A 16,660-nucleotide genomic window follows, 5' to 3' on the forward strand; every position below is an offset into this window, starting at 1 on the left:
TATATGTGACAAGAAGGGGGGGAGCTGAAATGAAGAAACATTTTTCAAAGACACAATTAATGGGGATGCTCCTCATCATATTTGGATTCGGTCTTTTTCTTGATATGATACTTGGACATTTTGAACCAGGTGGTCTCATTTTTGCATTTATTATGCTTATGTTTGGAAGGCATTATCGTAAAAAGAATCGTCATGTACGGGGAAATGTATTTTTATTTGTTGGTGGTATCGTATTTTTATTCTTCTTATTTTCATCAGCAGCATTTGTTCTTGTCGTATTTGCTTGTTTAGCTTTAATAGGTTATCAATTGATTCAACAAGGACATCAGCAAAAAGCAATGAAGATTGAAATTAAAGAAAAAGGGATTATAGATGAAGAGAAGCAAATATATCGTACAGAACCATATTTAAAAAATATGTTTGTAGGCAATGTACGAATGATGGATCATATTTATGAACTTGAGGATATTAATGTTCAATATGGTGCCTGTGATGTGGAAATAGATTTAACGACTGCTATGATTCCAGAAGGGGAAACGGTAATTGTTATTCGGGGTGTCGTTGGCAATATTCGTTTATATGTGCCATATGATATTGAACTTTCTTTAAATCATTCTGTTATTGTCGGACGTGTGCTCTTGCCAGGTCATGAAGAGACAGGGTTTAACCGCAATGTTACATTTAGAACAGAGCAGTATAAAGAGGCTCCTCGTCGTATTAAAATTATTTCTTCGCTTGTCGTAGGCGACACGGAAGTGAGGAAAGTATAATGAAGAAACAAAAAAATATTTCGTGGATGTATATTCGTTATTCTATGTTGTCCTCTGTTAGTATCGCACTCATTTGTACAATTGTATATGTATGGAAAAGCGAGCAACAAGTGTATGATTTATTATGGAAGGAATCCATCGCTTCTGTTCCAATTGGCTTGTTTATTATGACTACAAGTTTACTTATCGGGGGAATTGTAGGATATGCAATCGGTTACTATATAGAGCAGCGTATACAAGGATTAAATACGTTTCTATTTGAAGTAGAGCGAGGGAATTTTCCGAGCGATGTTTCGTTTACTGCAGATGATGAATTTCATGAAGTGGAACGAAAAGTAATCGTTCTGGCTCGTCGATTAGAGGAGCAAGCTGGACTCTTTCAAAAAGTAACGAATGAACGAGCTCATTGGAATGAAGAGATGAGACAAGAAGCGATTTCCCAAGAAAGGCATCGATTGGCGAGGGAGCTGCATGATTCAGTAAGTCAGCAGCTTTTCGCAATGTCGATGATGATGTCAGCGATTAATGAACAAATAACTGAATTTCCAGATGTGACAAAAAAACAATTGCAACTTGTTGAAAATATGGTTGTAAATGCTCAATCAGAAATGAGAGCATTGCTCCTTCATTTACGTCCTGTACAATTGGAAGGTAAGAAACTGACAGAAGGTATAGAGGAATTATTAACGGAATTATCGCGAAAACAACATATGAAAATTGAATGGCTTATTGAGCCAATAGAATTAAAAAAAGGTGTAGAAGATCATTTATTCCGTATTGTGCAAGAAGCGCTATCAAACACGTTGCGACACGCGAAGGCAAAGAAAACAGAAGTGCGCCTTCGAAAAATTGATCAATATGCGATTTTAAAAATCATTGATGACGGCGTTGGGTTTGAAGTAGGGGTTAATAAGGCTGGTTCATATGGCCTAAGATCGATGCAAGAGCGTGTTCATGAAATTGGTGGGACACTCAAGGTACTTAGTTTCCCAGCAAAAGGTACACAAATAGAAGTAAAAGTACCGATTATGATTGAGAGAGGGGGAGAAGTATGATAAAAGTATTGCTTGTCGATGATCATGAAATGGTTCGTATGGGTGTATCAGCATATTTATCTACACAGCCAGATATTGAAGTAGTAGGAGAAGCTGAGAATGGAAGAAAAGGATCAGAATTAGCATTGCAATTAAGACCGGATATTATTTTAATGGACCTTGTTATGGATGAGATGGATGGTGTCGAAGCAACACGTGCTATTATTCAAGAATGGCCAGAAGCAAAAATTGTAGTTGTAACAAGCTTTTTAGATGACGAAAAATTGTATCCTGTTATTGAGGCTGGGGCGACCAGTTACTTATTAAAAACATCAAGGGCAAGTGATATTGCTGATGCTGTACGAGCTACTTATGATGGAGAAACAGTATTAGAGCCAAAAGTTACCGGGAAAATGATGTCCCGTATGCGTCAAAAGAAAGAGCAACCTTTGCATGATGATTTAACGGAAAGAGAGTTTGAGATTTTGTTATTAATCGCAGAGGGAAAAAGTAATCAAGAGATTGCGGACGAGTTATTTATTGCACTGAAAACGGTAAAGACACATGTGAGTAATATATTAAATAAATTGAATGTAAGTGACCGTACTCAGGCAGTTATTTATGCATTTAGGCATCAATTAACGAAGTGATAAAGTGAAACTTTAATCAGTGGGGAGGTTGTTCCTCCCCCACTGATTATCAGCCCTCACCAATCGGGCTTTTACGGGCAGTTAATGCGGGATAAAGTGAAGCTTTAATTGGCGGGGAATTCCTCGCTGATTATTGGCTCGATACAATATAGATTTGGTTTTAAAACAATTGAATGTTTTTATTGACGATAAATAATGTAAGCGTTATCATTGAGGTGTTAACAGTACATATAAAGGGGAGAATGTATATGTTAGTTCAAACTATATTCGGAATGGATAAGTCTAAAAAATTAGGGGATTATGTGAACGCATTACAAGCGCTTTGTGAACAATATAATGTTGAAACAGATAAAATTGCGATTATTGAGGCAACAGAGGAATACTATTTATTTTTAGTAAAGCAAGAAGAGCACTATGATGTTGTCAAGGTAGAAACAGTTGATACGAATATTGAATATTATACGAAAGCTTATAAAATAAGCAGTTTTAATCATGCTGCGTATCAAATGTAAAAAAACTCCCTTTTGGGAGTTTTTTTAGGAGGCTTTTACTTCGTGAGAGTCGGTTACTAATGGAACTTTTTTCGTACCGCTTAACTTAGCCATTGCAAGACCAATAAGAGCTCCTACTAATGCTGGTATTAGCCAGCCGATTCCTTCATTATATAAAGGGATAAATTCAAAATATGGTGTGATAAATGAAACTGAAATACCACCTTGTTTTAATCCATCAAATACGCTTACTACAGCTGCTCCGATTAAAGCACCTACATAAACAGAGCGATATCCACCGAAGTATTTATGAAGCAATGATAGTAGTACGAGTACAATTGCAATTGGATACACAACAAGCAGAATTGGAACAGAGATTGCGATAATTTTCGTTAAACCTAAGTTGGCAACTAGTAATCCTAATGCGCAAATGATACTCGCGAACGTTTTGTATGAAAATGTAGTCAATAATGTTGAAAAATATTGGCTGCACGCAGAGACGAGTCCAACGCATGTCGTTAAACAAGCGAGTGTAACGATAAGAGATAATAGGAGCAAACCATATGGACCGAATAATTGTTGTACGATAACAGTAAGTAGCTGTCCGCCATTTTTTGCATATCCGAGCGAGACGCTAGTTGCCCCAAGCCAGCCGAGTGCACCGTATACAAGTACGAGCCCTGTAGCGGCAATAAGCCCTGCTTTTGCTGTGGCGATGGCAATGGACTTACGATCATTCACACCTTTAGAGCGAATTGCATTTACAACGATAATTCCGAATGCAAGTGCTGAAATGGTGTCCATTGTTAAGTAGCCTTCCATAAAGCCTTTGAAGATTGGAGAAGTTTGATACTCTTGCATTGCTGGTCCTGATTGTCCAAGTGGTGTAAATACACTTTTAACAAACAATAAGAAAATAGAGAGTAATAAAATAGGTGTTAATACATTTCCAATACGATCAACAAGTTTAGATGGATTCAAACTCAGCCAAAATACGATAGTAAAGAAGATGATTGTATATACAAATAGTACTAGGCTGCTAGAGCGGATTGTTTCTGGCAAGAAAGAACTAACACCCATTTCATAAGCGACATTTGCAACACGTGGGATGCCCATGGATGGACCGATGGCAATGTATACAACCACTGTAAAGAAAATTCCGAATAATGGATGAACATGACTTGCAAGTTGTTGCATTCCATTTCCTGATAGAGAAATTGCGATAACAGTAAGTAGTGGTAAGCCAACTCCTGTTAGTAAAAATCCAATCATTGCTGGCCAAAAGTTTTCACCTGCGTTTTGCCCAAGCATGGGAGGGAAAATTAAATTACCTGCCCCAAAAAATAAAGAAAATAGCATAAGACCCGTGAAAAAAATATGTTTTTTTGATACAGTGTTCATTGTTTTTCCTCCTTTTTCATTCATTTGTAAGAACACAAAAAACTCGTCCCTAAAGAAAGGGACGAGTTATATTTACCCGCGATACCACCCTAATTTACACATGTAGAAATAAATCTATATGTATACGGCTTTGCAACGTACAACATGATACGTGTTCCTTGTAACGGGGGACGGCCGGTAAGAACTTACTGTAACATTCGGTTCTACTTCTCGGAGATGATTTTCGGTTACGCGCTGAACGTTGGCTTTCAGCAAATCGCCAACTCTCTGGGGAACAGTTCTATAACGTACTCGTTCTCGTCAATGAATTTTTATTCAAGTATTCTGACAGTATTGTTACATGTTTTTTTTAGAAAGTCAATATGTTTTTTGAAAGATATATTTATATACGGAAATATCGAAAGTGATATTCGTTGTTGCAAAAGGAATAATGAATTGTAAAATGGAAGTAAAAATTTGCGGAGAATTGTAAAATTTATAGAGAAAGTTGATATTTATAGGAGTAAAGAAGGGATTGTTTGAATTTACAGAGAATAATACAACAATCCACTTGCTGGAAAGAACAAACCAAAAGAGGTGACTGAAATGCTTGCGATGGGAGTATTATTTGGCATTATTGCTATAATTGGTTTTATGTGGTTATATTATTCGCGTTCGTTTAAACAAGCAGAAGTTTTACTCTTTCAAAAAGGTAGTTTGTTGACAAATCAGTCTAGATATTTAGTATGTCCGAAGTGTGGAAGTGCACAGGCCAGAAGTGGAGGATATCAAGAGTGTTGCAAAATTAGATTATGAAAAAAGGAAGCCTCACATTATTTTGTGAGGCTTCCTTCCTTACAACTTCATCGCGCTCCAAATTGTCCATCGATCTCTTTCAATAATAGGAGAGACGTTTTGTAATGCGGTCTGTATATGTTGTAGAAGTTGAGAAAGTTCATCATCTGTTAACTCATATAGAATGGATCGACCTGTTCGAGGAGATAAATCTTGCAATAATGCTTCTACAGAATCATGTATTTTTCGTATTTCCCATTGTGTTTGTGTGGGAAGTACATGAAGAGAATGTTTTTGCAATTCAGTCTGTATAGTGTTGGTTTTTGGACGTCTTTTTGACTCTATTTCAATAAGTTTTGGAAATAAAGAGAAAAAATATCCGCGAATATGTTCGGGACTTCCTGGAATTGTACAATCTTCAATTGTTCGATCTTGTAAAATAAGTACACCGTTTTTATTTAATATACGAGAAGCTTCACGTAAAAATGTAGGAATGTCTTGTAAATGATGAATAACTGCACGCGAAATAACTATGTCAAATGTTTCATTAGGGTATGGGATATTATGTGCATCACCGTGGATGAATGAAATGTTTGGAAAGTTGTTACAATTTTCTTTTGCAGCTTGTAATATTTCTTTTGAAAAATCAAGTCCCACAACATTATTGGCTCCCATAAGAGCGAGTTCTTTCGTATAAATCCCACCACCACAGCCGATATCAATTATTTGCTTGTTTTGTATTTCTGTAATGTTTTTTACCATTTCAGCCCAAGAAATATGAGCGTTTCTTGTTGCATATGTGTACTTATTATTTTCATCATGAAAATTAATGGACATGATAAAGACCTCCTTTCAATGATTAGTATAGCGTATTTAATAGGATGTCACGTTTTTGTTTTATGTATGAAGGTTATAAGGATTTCTTATCGTAAGAGGAGGATTAATTTGAAAGGGAAATATGTATTGGTGTTGTTGTTTGTTATGTTACTAGCAGCTTGTGGTCAAGTTGAGCCGAAAAAAGAAACAAAAAAAGTAGAAGAGACGGTGAATGAAGTGAAAGAAACAATAGGGGTAACCGTTATACAAAAAAAACATAAAGAGAAAAAGTTGCAGGAATCAGAAGCGAAGTTAGTAATAGACATTTTGAATAAAGCTGAGAAACAAGAAATAACAGGAAGCTTCGGTGAACCTGAATATGAAATACAAATTAGTAGAGATGGGAAAAAAGAAACTTATTATGCATGGTTAAGGGGAGAAGATAGACGAGGATGGGTGCAATATAAGAAAGCTATGTATATGTTGAATGAAAAAGATACGGAAAAGCTTTTGGATATATTTCCAAATGTCTCAGAACAAAAAGAAGATGAGATGCAGGTAAGCCCTTTAACGGAAGTAACAAAAAAAGATTTGCAGATTACCGCGTTTCATATTAAAACAGGCGATCAAAACGTGAATTATACGGTACGGTATACGATTTCACAATCACTATACAATAAGTTAGTGAAGGAGCAAGAATATTATTTGCAACTCAATTTTCCAGAAAAAGTTCAAAAATTAATTGGAGCAAAAGAGAGTGAAATGATTTTAGGTGAAAAAGTAAAGGAAGGGTATAAGCAATATGAATTACATGCTACTGTTCCGATAAAAAGCGCTTCAGAATCACAATTAAAATCATTAGAAACATATTACGAAAATTATGATTTGAAAATATTAAACAGTGAAAAAGAAAAAATAGGTGTGTTTCAAAATATAATTCAGATTGTTAAAGATTATGGTGAAAAAATGAATTTTCAAAGATAAAGTGAGACTTTAATTAGCCCTTACGGATTGGAATGAATGTAAACTCGTCAAATCTATATGACCTTTCCTAGGAAATGATAATAGAGAGGGGAAAGCACCCCTCTCTATTACTTTGCTTTTGTAGATGGCTCATTCATTGATTTTCGTGTAATAAGAAAAGAAATCATAAGAGCGGAAAGGATGACAAGGGCAATAAATACGTGATTGGGCAACAAATCTAATAATAATACGTAACTAACGGTATAAAAAATAAGAGTTGAAGCTAAAAACGATAGAGCACCTATTATAAGAGATTGTAAATTCATTTGTGTACACCTCCTTTTATTTATATTTTTGGCTGAAAATGGATTATATAAACATTATTTCTAACAATAGAAAAAAATATGTCATAATAGAGAAAAGAACAAGCTTTGATGAATGATATGATTCATTAATGAGAGATAAAGGAGAGGAATATGAAAAATAATAAAAAAGGATTATGGGGAATTATTGTTGCGATAGGTCTATTTTTACTGTCTAAGTTAAAGTGGGTATTTGCAATTTTTAAATTAGCAAAGTTTTCAACGGTATTTAGTATGTTTCTATCGCTTGGCGCATACGCAGTTCTATATGGTTGGAAATTTGGAGTGGCGCTCATTTATTTGTTGTTTGTTCATGAAATGGGCCATTTATGGGCTGCGAAAAGAAAGGGGATCCCAACATCGCCAGCAATCTTTATTCCATTTATGGGGGCTCTTATTGGAATGAAAGAGATGCCGAAAAATGCGAAAGATGAAGCTTACATTGCATATATGGGTCCGCTTTTCGGACTTCTGTCATTTTTACCAGCGATACCGCTTTATATAATGACGAAAGAGCCATTTTGGGCGCTTGTTATTTTGCTTGGAAGTATGATTAATTTCTTTAATTTAATTCCCGTTTCGCCGCTAGATGGTGGGCGAATTATTTCAGTTGTCAGTACTAAAATTTGGGGAGCAGGCCTTATTTTATTACTTGGCTATTCAATTTACTTTAAAAGTATTTTGGGAGGATTTATTGTTATTATCGGTTGTATGGAGTTATATAGAGTAATAAAGAGAGATGAGCCGATTAAGGAATTAGGGCATAAAATTGATGGGATGAAAGAATATGTTACTAGGCTTGAAGAGGAATTAAAAGAAACGGGTGCTGTACATCGGACTATATACGTGATGCATCATGAGATGAATGCATTAAGACAAAGAGAACGGGAAAAAGAGTTACAAATAGGTGAACTTCAAAAAATGGAAGTGTTAGAGTATCTTTTACCGAAGTTCGAACCGTTAGATTATGTTCCATATGAAGATGAAAAAGATGAGTATACAATTCACATAAGGGAAGCATTTGAAGCGTCAGAAAGAAAATTAAATGAATGGAAAACAGAAAAGGAACAACAAGAAAACTATTATAAAGTGGATGCGAAAACGAAATGGACAGTATTTGCTTGTTATATCGGATTAATGGCTATACTCGGTTACGCAGCTTATGAAGGATATATTGTTTTACAAGAACATTTGCCAACGAGAAATGTATAGAAAAATATTGTCGAAATGATAGGAAGAATTTATACAGGAATTATATTTCTACGAGAGAAAGTTACAAGTATAGTCATACATTGTAATATTTTTAGTAGAGAAGGAGTTCTGTATATGAAGAAATTGTTAAGTGTATTCGGGATTATTATCGTGATGATCATTGCAAGCTATAGTCTTATGAAAGTGCTGTTACATTATGCGAATAAGCCTGCTGAGGTAAATACAATAGCTCAAATAGAAGATGTGCAAGAAGAGACAAAAGTGCTAAATTTTATTCGAATGACACATGAAAGCTATAATAATTTCTTAAATTACGGTAAAGCAGAGAATTATACAGACGGGGATTGGAATCAATTTAAGCAATGGTTTCAACAACAAGAATCATCGTTAAAAAATATACATACAGACATAAAGAATGAAAAAATAAAACGTGATGTAAATAGAAGCTATGAAATTGTAAAAAAAGGTGTGGAACTTCAAAATATTGAGTATGTAGTGTATGCCCACCGTGTATATCATGACTTGGATATTATCGTAAATAAATATAGAGGTGAAACGAATATCTGGGGATATACGGAGTTTGGCGATGGGAAAGATATAAAAGTAATTGAACAAGCTATACAAACAAAATAATAAGCTAGCTAGAATTCTAGTTAGCTTATTTTCTTTTGTAAATACAATGTTCATATATTATTCACAAAAACACCGTGTTAATAGTGATTAAAATCACAATCTGCATTATAAGATTCAGTTAAACTAAAAACAGTTAAGGAAATAGAGGAGTGGGATACAATGTTAAGTGCAAAAACAATTGAAATCGTAAAGTCAACAGTACCATTATTACAAGAAAAAGGCGTTGAAATTACAACGAGATTTTATGAAATTTTATTTTCGGAACATCCGGAGTTATTGAATATTTTCAACCATACAAATCAGAAAAAGGGAAGACAACAACAAGCGTTAGCGAATGCTGTTTATGCAGCTGCAACGTACATTGATAATTTAGAAGCTATTATTCCAGTTGTAAAACAAATTGGTCATAAGCATAGAAGTTTAGGTATTAAAGCAGAGCATTACCCGATTGTAGGTACATGTTTACTGCGTGCCATTAAAGAGGTCGCAGGTGCACCTGATGAAGTTTTAAACGCATGGGGAGAAGCATATGGTGTCATTGCTGATGCATTCATTAGCATTGAAGCAGAGATGTATGAAGAAGCTGCACATAAAGAAGGTGGATGGAAAGACTTCCGCAACTTTGTGATTGTTAAAAAAGTGAAGGAAAGCGATGTTATTACGTCATTTTATTTGAAACCTGAAGATGGAGGGAAAGTTTCTTCATTCATCCCAGGTCAATATGTAACGATTCAAATCAATATTGAAGGTGAGACATATACACATAATCGTCAATATAGTTTATCCGATGCTCCTGGGAAAGAATATTATCGTATTAGTGTAAAAAAAGAAAAAGGTGTAGATACACCAGACGGTAAAGTGTCTAATTACTTACATGAACATGTAAAAGAAGGAGATGTTTTACCAGTAAGTGCACCAGCGGGAGATTTCATGTTAAATATGGATTCAACATTACCAGTTGTACTAATTAGTGGTGGAGTAGGGATTACACCGATGATGAGTATGTTAAATACGTTAATTGAACAAGATTCAAAACGTAATGTATATTTTGTTCATGCAGCAATAAATAGTAATACACATGCAATGAAAGAACACGTTAAGGCAGTAGAAAATGAATATGAACAAGTTAAAGCATATACTTGTTATTCTGCACCGACTGAAAAAGATTTAGAAATGAAGAACTTTGATAAAGAAGGTTTTATTGAAAGTGAATGGTTAAAAACTATTATTCCGACAACTGAAGCAGAGTTTTATTTCTGTGGTCCAGTAGCATTTATGAAGCATATAAATGCTGCACTAACTGATTTAGGTGTGAAACAAGAGCATATTCATTATGAATTTTTCGGCCCAGCAACAAGCTTACAATAAGCAAAAAAACGAGGTATTTATTTTACCTCGTTTTTTATTTGTTCTCGTAATAAACGGTTTACTGTTTCACGACGTATACCTATCAGTTGACCAATTTCGGTTTGTGTTAATATTTCATATATAGGAATGTCACCTAAATATAGGGTGAACCATTCTTGTAAACGATGAAGACGTTCTTTCGGAGAGACGGTTGTCAATTGATCAATTCGTTGTTGCATCATTCTTAATTTAGATTGCAATTGCATAGCGATGTTAGCATACGATTCGGGATTTGCTTGAAGTCTCTCGTACCATTCACTACTAGTGATTGGTTCCACTTCTGTTTTTATTAAAGCGATGGCTGTACCGTGATATTCTTTCGGTGAAATTAAAGAATGATGAGGTATCGTTTCACCTGGAACGATAATGTTGAATAAAAATGGTGTTCCGTCTTCTTCTAGCCGAACTACTTTTAATAAGCCTGTTTTTATAAAGTATAAAGGACCGTCCTCGCCTTGACGGAATAGTACATCTCCTTTGTGTAGAATCAATGTTAGCCCCCCATTAATATGTTTCTATTTCTTCTATTTTAGCGTATATGTATATAGACAATATGCTATTTCAACAGCAATTTCATTGACGAAATGTATGCTATTACAGTAGTATACTATTTAGTGTGTAATAGTACTAGCAATGAATACGCTGTAGGGGGTTTAGTATATTGTTAGATGCGATGAGAATGACGGATATGAGAATTCCGGCGAATGCTATCGTTCATGTAGAAGAGATGAAAGGTGGAGTCGTTTTATCCGTTGAAGTAGACGGCCAAATTATTTATACGATGGCTTATGATGAAGAAACAGATAGCTATGCTGAATTATATGATCGAAACGATAAGAGGGCGTGCCAAGTACATGAAGACTTCATGGGGTGGTCACTTCTTCATTAAAAAAGATGTCAATATGACATCTTTTTTTATTAAATCGATAGAATATACAAAGAAATGAAATATAAGGATAAAATTTGTAATAATTGATTTTGCATTGTTAGCACTCTGTAACTGCAAGTGAACTATTTTTTCGCTATCATAAAGATAACAGTCGCAGTTATAGGAGTGGTCAACTTGAAGAAAGTACATATTTCAAATTATATGTTATTATGTGTTTGTTTAATTTTATTTGTTCTCCTCGGAGGATTTTTATATTCATGTGTATAAGAAAAACGCATTCTAAAAAGAATACGTTATAAAAGGGAAATAATGATTAATCTAGTTCCAAGAATAATCAACGTAATACGTAATAAATTAATTACGGCGTTACCACTTAGTTTTGTATTAATGTAAGCCCCGATTTTTCCGCCAATCCATGCACCCGGAATCAGGATTAATGCATAAATCCAGCTGACATTTCCAAGTGAGATGTGAGTTGCAGAACTTACAATTGCTGATAGAAATACGATGAACATTGAAGTTGCTACTGCAATATGTGCTGGGAATGCAAAAAGAAGCATCATTGCTGGAACAAGTAAGGCACCGCCACCAATTCCAAATAATCCAGATATAAACCCAACTATAAAGGCGATAAAGATAGCAAGAAACGGTGGGAATTGGTAGTGTACAGTATTTCCATCATTATCTGTAAAAGAACGCTTAATTACAGACGTATTTGAGAGGGAAAGAGGTTTTAATTTGTCTCGAAGCATAAGTAGAATTGAGACGAATATAAGGAAAATCCCAAAGTATAAAGAAAATGTGTCTTGGTTTAAAAATTTATTTGCCCATGATCCGATAATACCACCAGGGCCGCTTCCGATAAATAAAATAAGTCCACTTTTATAATCTACTCGCTTATGCTTCATGTAAGTAAGGGTGGAAGATAGTCCTGTGAAAACGACTGTTACCATAGAAGTCCCTACTGCAAGTTGTGGTGATAAACTGTGTAATCCAATTAATAACGGAACAATAATAATTCCGCCTCCAAGCCCAACTAGGCTGCCGACTGTTCCGGCGATTAGTCCGATGAAAAGTAACATGATGTATTCCAAAATTGCCAACTCCTCTAAATAACTTATCCACCAATTATTATACACGCTTTTTAATGAGAAATAGGCTTGTTCACAAAAAAGTCGTCTTCCTAGAAAAATAAGGAAGACGACTTTTGATTAGAAAACAAAATGTAATAGGTAGTAAAACAGAGCAGCTAAAGAAGCTGAAATAGGAAGTGTAATAACCCATGTAATTAACATACGTTTTGCAGTTCCCCATTTTACCCCTTTCACACGGTGAGAAGCACCAACTCCTAAAATAGAAGAAGAGATAACGTGCGTCGTACTAACCGGTAAGTGAATGAATGTTGCACCGAAAATAACAAGTGATGATGATAAATCGGCAGCTACCCCATTTACAGGACGAATTTTCATAATTTGTCCACCGACAGTTTTAATAATTTTCCATCCACCCACAGAAGTACCAAGCCCCATTGCGACAGCACAAGATAATTGTACCCAGAACGGGATATCGCTAGAAGTATGATAGTTATTAGCCATAAGTGCCATCGTAATGATCCCCATTGCTTTTTGTGCATCATTCGTACCGTGTGTGTAGGCTTGTAATGCTGCAGTGAAAATCTGGAATATACGGAAGTTCTTATTCGTTTTCGTTAAGTTAAAGTTTTTAAATACTACTTTAAAAATACTGTATACGATATAACCAATAACAAAAGCGATAATCGGTGAAATGATTAAAGCTTCAATAATTTTAATGAATCCTTTAAGATTTAGCGAGCTAATCCCAGCGGCCGCAATTGCAGCACCTGCGATTGCGCCGATAATTGCATGCGAAGAACTACTTGGAATACCGTAGTACCAAGTAATTAAGTTCCAAGCTATTGCCGCAAGCAAAGCAGCTAAAATTACAAGAGAACCATTTTGTAAGGCGAATGGATCAACGATATCTTTTGTAATCGTTTTTGCTACACCTGTAAATGTCATTGCGCCTAAAAAGTTCATAATAGCCGCCATAATAATGGCATGTCTAGGCTTTAGAGCTTTCGTTGAAACAGCCGTTGCAATAGCGTTTGCTGTATCGTGAAATCCATTGATAAAGTCAAAAGCTAAAGCGCAAATGACTACTAAAACGGTCAGTATCAAGAGTGTATCCATGATCAAACTCCTTACGCGTTCTTCATAATAATTGTTTCTAATACGTTTGCAACGCTTTGACAGCTATCAGCTACTTCTTCAAGCTCTTCGTAAATCTCTTTAAATTGAATAATCTTAATCGGATCTTTTTCACGAGAGAATAAGTGCTTAATCGCATGACGGCGAATATCATCACACTGTGATTCATAATCCTTAATCTTAATCGCATTTGTACGAATGTCGACTAATTTTTTGTTAGACATTAATTCAACAGAGTTTGCAATCTCAATCGCACATTGATTAATTGCTTCTACGAATTTAATCATGTATTCATCAGCTTCTGTAATAGAATACATTTCGAACAGACCAGCACTGTGATCTAATCCGTCTAATACATCATCCATACTCATTGCAAGTTGTAGGATGTCCTCACGCTCAATCGGAGTGATAAACGCTTTGTTTAACTCCATAATGATTTCGTGAATAAATGAGTCACCTTTTGACTCATACTCTTTCATGCGCATAGAAAACTCTTTTAAATCGCTAGCATTTTTAATTTTATACTCCACGAAAAACTGCGCGCCTTCTTTTAAATTTTCGGAAACATTCATTAACATTTCAGAAAATTTATCTTTTTTTGATTTAAAGACCATTATTGTTACCCCCACAAAAGTAATATATGTAAAATATATTGGCTAATCAATTCTAACAAAAAACTGTCGTTTTTTAAAACATTTTATCGAAAAGTTTACAAAAACTTAACATAACTCTCGTTGTTCTATTAATAATATTAATATCCAATAGTGAATATCTTACTTGTAGAATGTCCTTTTCTTGCAAAAAGTATGAATGTAAAAGAAAAGCTTTACACTATAGGAATGACTACGTTATTATAATAAATTTAAAAGGCGGTATATTCTTCCTTTTAAAAAGAAGAGTGTAAATAAATGAAGGAAGTGAACGAATGAAATTGAAGAACACTCATTTTAAAAAAATGCTTGAGTGGTTCAATAAGAGGAAGAAACTTCGTAATTCATTAATTGTATTAGGAAGTGTATTCGTTACTCTATTTATTGCTGTAAATATAATAATTTCCATTCAAGACATATCTGAACTAAAACAAGCTGTTCCACAACCGACTTTAATTTATGATGCAAATAATGAGGTCGCAACTAAATTAGCTTCTTCGAAAACAGAAGGCGTTAAAAGAAAAGATATTCCTGATATTATGGTTCAGGCAATTGTTGCAGTAGAAGATAAGGAATTTTTTAACCATCATGGTATTTATTATAGTGGAATTATAAGTGCGGTTTTTAAAAATATTACAGCAGGAGAAGTTGTAGCTGGGGGAAGTACAATTACACAGCAGCTTGCGAAGAATGTATTTCTGACACAAGATCGTACATTTTCTCGTAAAATAAAGGAATACTTTTTAACAAAAAAAATAGAACGTACTTATACAAAAGATGAAATTATTGAAATGTATATGAATCAAATTTATTTTGGGGAAGGTGCTTGGGGTATAAAAAGGGCAGCAAAATCTTATTTTGATAAAGAGGTAAAAGATTTAACAATTTCAGAAGCTGCAACGATTGCAGGCTTGATTAAAGCACCATCTGCATATTCACCTTATAAAAACTTTAACAAGTCAATTGAAAGACGTAATGTCGTATTAAGCTTAATGAAAGAGCAAGGGTATATTTCTGACGAACAGTATAATAAAGAAAAAGAGAGCGGTCTTGTATTAAAACGTGGTGTGGATGATAAATACAAGGGAAAATATTCTCAATATGTAGACTATATTGTTAGAGAAGCAATGGACAAGTACGAATTGACACAAAATGAAATTTTAGCGGGTGGTTATCGTATTTATACAGAGCTTGACCCGAAAAAACAACAGGCTGTAGAAGACGTTGTGAATAATGATAGTTATTTCAAAGATAATGGCTCAGACCAACTGATGCAAACGGGTGTAGTTCTTATGAATCCAAAAACAGGTGGTGTACCAGCTTTAGTTGGAGGGAGAGGACCGTACCAGTTTTTACAGTTTAATCATGCAACCCAATTAAAAAGACAACCTGGCTCAACGTTAAAGCCTTTAGCTGTATATGTACCCGCGTTAGAGCAAGGGTATGAAGTATACGATATATTGAAAGATGAACCATTTAATATTAAAGAATATAAACCACAAAATAGCGATCATACTTTTCACGGTGATGTGACAATGTATGAAGCTGTGGCAAAGTCGTACAATGTTTCGGCTGTTTGGCTATTGGAACAGATTGGATTAGATAAAGGATTGAAATCTTTAGAGCGATTTGGTATTCCATTAGTGCCAGAAGATCGTACGTATCCAATCGCTTTAGGCGGTATGCATGTAGGAACATCCCCATTTGTAATGGCTCAAGCGTATAGTACATTTGCAAATGATGGTGTTCAAGTGGAAGCTCATGCGATTAGAGAGATACAAAATGCGGAAGGTGAAACGATTGGAAAGTGGTATAAGAAAGAGACACGAGTGACAAGCGAGAAAATTTCTCAAAAGATGACATATTTATTAAAAGGCGTTGTCGAAAAGGGAACGGGCGAAAAGGCGAAAGTTAATAATGTTGATACGGCCGGTAAGACAGGAACTACTCAAATTGTAAATGGCCCAAGCACTGGCGCAAAGGATTCATGGTTTGTTGGATACACACCAGATTTGGTAGGTGCGATTTGGGTAGGATATGATAAAACAGATAGCGATCATTATGTTCCGAGTGGTAGTCAAATTACGACGACAATGTTCCGGGATATTATGAAAAAAGCGAACGCAAATCCAGCTCAAAAAGCATTTCAGTTATCGCTCATATCTGAGGCTGATTATAAAAAACAATTGACTACAATAGAAGAGGAAAAACGAAGAAAAGAAGAAGAGAAGAGAAGGAAAGAAGAGGAACAACAAAGAAAAAAAGAGCAACAAGAGTGGATTGATAAAGTGAAAGAATGGATTCCTTCATTTTGGTAAAAGAAAGAGGCGAATAATGAAATTCGCCTCTTTTTTGTATGAAAAACAAAATGAAACTTTAA

Annotated in this window: 18 protein-coding genes and 1 other annotated feature; of the genes, 11 read left to right on the top strand and 7 right to left on the bottom strand. The window is 34.9% G+C overall.

Annotated features, from left to right (window positions below):
• Window positions 1-29: 29 nt before the first annotated feature.
• The 4 genes from liaF to MKY21_RS07310 all read left to right on the top strand — a co-directional run bounded on the left by liaF (window position 30) and on the right by MKY21_RS07310 (window position 2,966).
• A complete protein-coding gene (gene liaF, locus MKY21_RS07295; protein WP_341075820.1) occupies window positions 30-770 on the top strand; it encodes a cell wall-active antibiotics response protein LiaF in 741 nt (246 codons plus the stop codon).
• On the top strand, window positions 770-1,825 hold the full coding sequence (locus MKY21_RS07300) for a sensor histidine kinase (protein WP_000744326.1): 1,056 nt from the start codon (window positions 770-772) through the stop codon (window positions 1,823-1,825). The genes liaF and MKY21_RS07300 overlap by 1 nt, the downstream gene beginning before the upstream one ends.
• On the top strand, window positions 1,822-2,454 hold the full coding sequence (locus MKY21_RS07305) for a response regulator (protein WP_000598707.1): 633 nt from the start codon (window positions 1,822-1,824) through the stop codon (window positions 2,452-2,454). The genes MKY21_RS07300 and MKY21_RS07305 overlap by 4 nt, the downstream gene beginning before the upstream one ends.
• Before the next feature lie 173 nt (window positions 2,455-2,627).
• Window positions 2,628-2,966 (top strand): DUF3922 domain-containing protein, encoded by a 339-nt coding sequence (locus MKY21_RS07310; protein ID WP_115735452.1) that lies wholly within the window; start codon window positions 2,628-2,630, stop codon window positions 2,964-2,966.
• Window positions 2,967-2,990: 24 nt separating this feature from the next.
• Here the strand turns inward: MKY21_RS07310 and brnQ3 are convergent, their stop codons facing one another.
• Window positions 2,991-4,346, bottom strand: coding sequence for a branched-chain amino acid transport system II carrier protein BrnQ3 (brnQ3, locus tag MKY21_RS07315; protein ID WP_001099175.1), 1,356 nt, complete (start codon window positions 4,344-4,346; stop codon window positions 2,991-2,993).
• Window positions 4,347-4,400: 54 nt separating this feature from the next.
• Window positions 4,401-4,659, bottom strand: a binding site (T-box leader).
• 272 nt (window positions 4,660-4,931) lie between these two features.
• Here brnQ3 and MKY21_RS07320 point away from each other — a divergent pair.
• Window positions 4,932-5,141 carry a hypothetical protein gene (locus tag MKY21_RS07320; RefSeq protein WP_000880630.1) on the top strand — a complete coding sequence of 70 codons (210 nt, stop codon included), beginning with the start codon at window positions 4,932-4,934 and terminating at the stop codon, window positions 5,139-5,141.
• Between the two features lie 39 nt (window positions 5,142-5,180).
• Here MKY21_RS07320 and MKY21_RS07325 read toward each other — a convergent pair whose 3' ends face one another.
• Window positions 5,181-5,957 (bottom strand): class I SAM-dependent methyltransferase, encoded by a 777-nt coding sequence (locus tag MKY21_RS07325; protein WP_000026283.1) that lies wholly within the window; start codon window positions 5,955-5,957, stop codon window positions 5,181-5,183.
• Window positions 5,958-6,065: 108 nt separating this feature from the next.
• Here MKY21_RS07325 and MKY21_RS07330 point away from each other — a divergent pair, with 108 nt between their 5' ends.
• Window positions 6,066-6,920: a hypothetical protein gene (locus tag MKY21_RS07330; RefSeq protein WP_000677063.1), complete on the top strand. Its 855-nt coding sequence runs from the start codon at window positions 6,066-6,068 to the stop codon at window positions 6,918-6,920.
• Window positions 6,921-7,027: 107 nt separating this feature from the next.
• On the opposite strand, the gene MKY21_RS07335 is transcribed toward MKY21_RS07330, so the two are convergent.
• Window positions 7,028-7,225 carry a hypothetical protein gene (locus tag MKY21_RS07335; protein WP_001053357.1) on the bottom strand — a complete coding sequence of 66 codons (198 nt, stop codon included), beginning with the start codon at window positions 7,223-7,225 and terminating at the stop codon, window positions 7,028-7,030.
• A gap of 150 nt (window positions 7,226-7,375) precedes the next feature.
• Here MKY21_RS07335 and MKY21_RS07340 point away from each other — a divergent pair, with 150 nt between their 5' ends.
• From MKY21_RS07340 to hmpA, 3 genes are all read left to right on the top strand, one after another.
• Window positions 7,376-8,473: a site-2 protease family protein gene (locus tag MKY21_RS07340; RefSeq protein WP_097861688.1), complete on the top strand. Its 1,098-nt coding sequence runs from the start codon at window positions 7,376-7,378 to the stop codon at window positions 8,471-8,473.
• Between the two features lie 114 nt (window positions 8,474-8,587).
• Entirely contained in the window at window positions 8,588-9,106 is a 519-nt protein-coding gene (locus MKY21_RS07345; protein WP_053512843.1) for a hypothetical protein, read from the top strand.
• Window positions 9,107-9,265: 159 nt separating this feature from the next.
• Window positions 9,266-10,474: an NO-inducible flavohemoprotein gene (hmpA, locus tag MKY21_RS07350; RefSeq protein WP_341075822.1), complete on the top strand. Its 1,209-nt coding sequence runs from the start codon at window positions 9,266-9,268 to the stop codon at window positions 10,472-10,474.
• A 17-nt stretch (window positions 10,475-10,491) separates the two neighbouring features.
• On the opposite strand, the gene MKY21_RS07355 is transcribed toward hmpA, so the two are convergent.
• Window positions 10,492-11,004 carry a Crp/Fnr family transcriptional regulator gene (locus tag MKY21_RS07355; protein ID WP_000600585.1) on the bottom strand — a complete coding sequence of 171 codons (513 nt, stop codon included), beginning with the start codon at window positions 11,002-11,004 and terminating at the stop codon, window positions 10,492-10,494.
• A 170-nt stretch (window positions 11,005-11,174) separates the two neighbouring features.
• Here MKY21_RS07355 and MKY21_RS07360 point away from each other — a divergent pair, with 170 nt between their 5' ends.
• Window positions 11,175-11,402: a hypothetical protein gene (locus MKY21_RS07360; protein ID WP_000883010.1), complete on the top strand. Its 228-nt coding sequence runs from the start codon at window positions 11,175-11,177 to the stop codon at window positions 11,400-11,402.
• 293 nt (window positions 11,403-11,695) lie between these two features.
• Here MKY21_RS07360 and MKY21_RS07365 read toward each other — a convergent pair whose 3' ends face one another.
• The 3 genes from MKY21_RS07365 to MKY21_RS07375 form a co-directional block, all read right to left on the bottom strand.
• Window positions 11,696-12,496 carry a sulfite exporter TauE/SafE family protein gene (locus tag MKY21_RS07365; protein ID WP_000455762.1) on the bottom strand — a complete coding sequence of 267 codons (801 nt, stop codon included), beginning with the start codon at window positions 12,494-12,496 and terminating at the stop codon, window positions 11,696-11,698.
• Between the two features lie 117 nt (window positions 12,497-12,613).
• Entirely contained in the window at window positions 12,614-13,612 is a 999-nt protein-coding gene (locus MKY21_RS07370; RefSeq protein WP_000380270.1) for an inorganic phosphate transporter, read from the bottom strand.
• 11 nt (window positions 13,613-13,623) lie between these two features.
• Entirely contained in the window at window positions 13,624-14,244 is a 621-nt protein-coding gene (locus tag MKY21_RS07375; RefSeq protein WP_000231447.1) for a DUF47 domain-containing protein, read from the bottom strand.
• A gap of 311 nt (window positions 14,245-14,555) precedes the next feature.
• On the opposite strand from MKY21_RS07375, the gene MKY21_RS07380 reads away from it, so the two are divergent.
• The gene (locus MKY21_RS07380; RefSeq protein ID WP_341075825.1) at window positions 14,556-16,598 is read left to right on the top strand and encodes a transglycosylase domain-containing protein; all 2,043 of its coding nucleotides are present in this window, start codon (window positions 14,556-14,558) and stop codon (window positions 16,596-16,598) included.
• Window positions 16,599-16,660: the final 62 nt, after the last annotated feature.

The sequence above is a fragment of the Bacillus sp. FSL R9-9497 genome, assembly GCF_038005805.1.
GTDB classification, from domain to species: Bacteria; Bacillota; Bacilli; order Bacillales; family Bacillaceae_G; genus Bacillus_A; species Bacillus_A cereus.

Excerpts from the sequence above, each read along its gene's own strand:
- MKY21_RS07305 (WP_000598707.1), top strand. The coding sequence starts at position 1,822 with ATGATAAAAGTATTGCTTGTCGATGATCATGAAATGGTTCGTATGGGT.
- MKY21_RS07375 (WP_000231447.1), bottom strand. The coding sequence starts at position 14,244 with ATGGTCTTTAAATCAAAAAAAGATAAATTTTCTGAAATGTTAATGAAT.
- MKY21_RS07320 (WP_000880630.1), top strand. The coding sequence starts at position 4,932 with ATGCTTGCGATGGGAGTATTATTTGGCATTATTGCTATAATTGGTTTT.
- MKY21_RS07335 (WP_001053357.1), bottom strand. The coding sequence starts at position 7,225 with ATGAATTTACAATCTCTTATAATAGGTGCTCTATCGTTTTTAGCTTCA.
- MKY21_RS07325 (WP_000026283.1), bottom strand. The coding sequence starts at position 5,957 with ATGTCCATTAATTTTCATGATGAAAATAATAAGTACACATATGCAACA.
- MKY21_RS07345 (WP_053512843.1), top strand. The coding sequence starts at position 8,588 with ATGAAGAAATTGTTAAGTGTATTCGGGATTATTATCGTGATGATCATT.
- hmpA (WP_341075822.1), top strand. The coding sequence starts at position 9,266 with ATGTTAAGTGCAAAAACAATTGAAATCGTAAAGTCAACAGTACCATTA.
- brnQ3 (WP_001099175.1), bottom strand. The coding sequence starts at position 4,346 with ATGAACACTGTATCAAAAAAACATATTTTTTTCACGGGTCTTATGCTA.
- MKY21_RS07310 (WP_115735452.1), top strand. The coding sequence starts at position 2,628 with ATGTTTTTATTGACGATAAATAATGTAAGCGTTATCATTGAGGTGTTA.
- MKY21_RS07340 (WP_097861688.1), top strand. The coding sequence starts at position 7,376 with ATGAAAAATAATAAAAAAGGATTATGGGGAATTATTGTTGCGATAGGT.
- MKY21_RS07380 (WP_341075825.1), top strand. The coding sequence starts at position 14,556 with ATGAAATTGAAGAACACTCATTTTAAAAAAATGCTTGAGTGGTTCAAT.
- MKY21_RS07370 (WP_000380270.1), bottom strand. The coding sequence starts at position 13,612 with ATGGATACACTCTTGATACTGACCGTTTTAGTAGTCATTTGCGCTTTA.
- MKY21_RS07300 (WP_000744326.1), top strand. The coding sequence starts at position 770 with ATGAAGAAACAAAAAAATATTTCGTGGATGTATATTCGTTATTCTATG.
- liaF (WP_341075820.1), top strand. The coding sequence starts at position 30 with ATGAAGAAACATTTTTCAAAGACACAATTAATGGGGATGCTCCTCATC.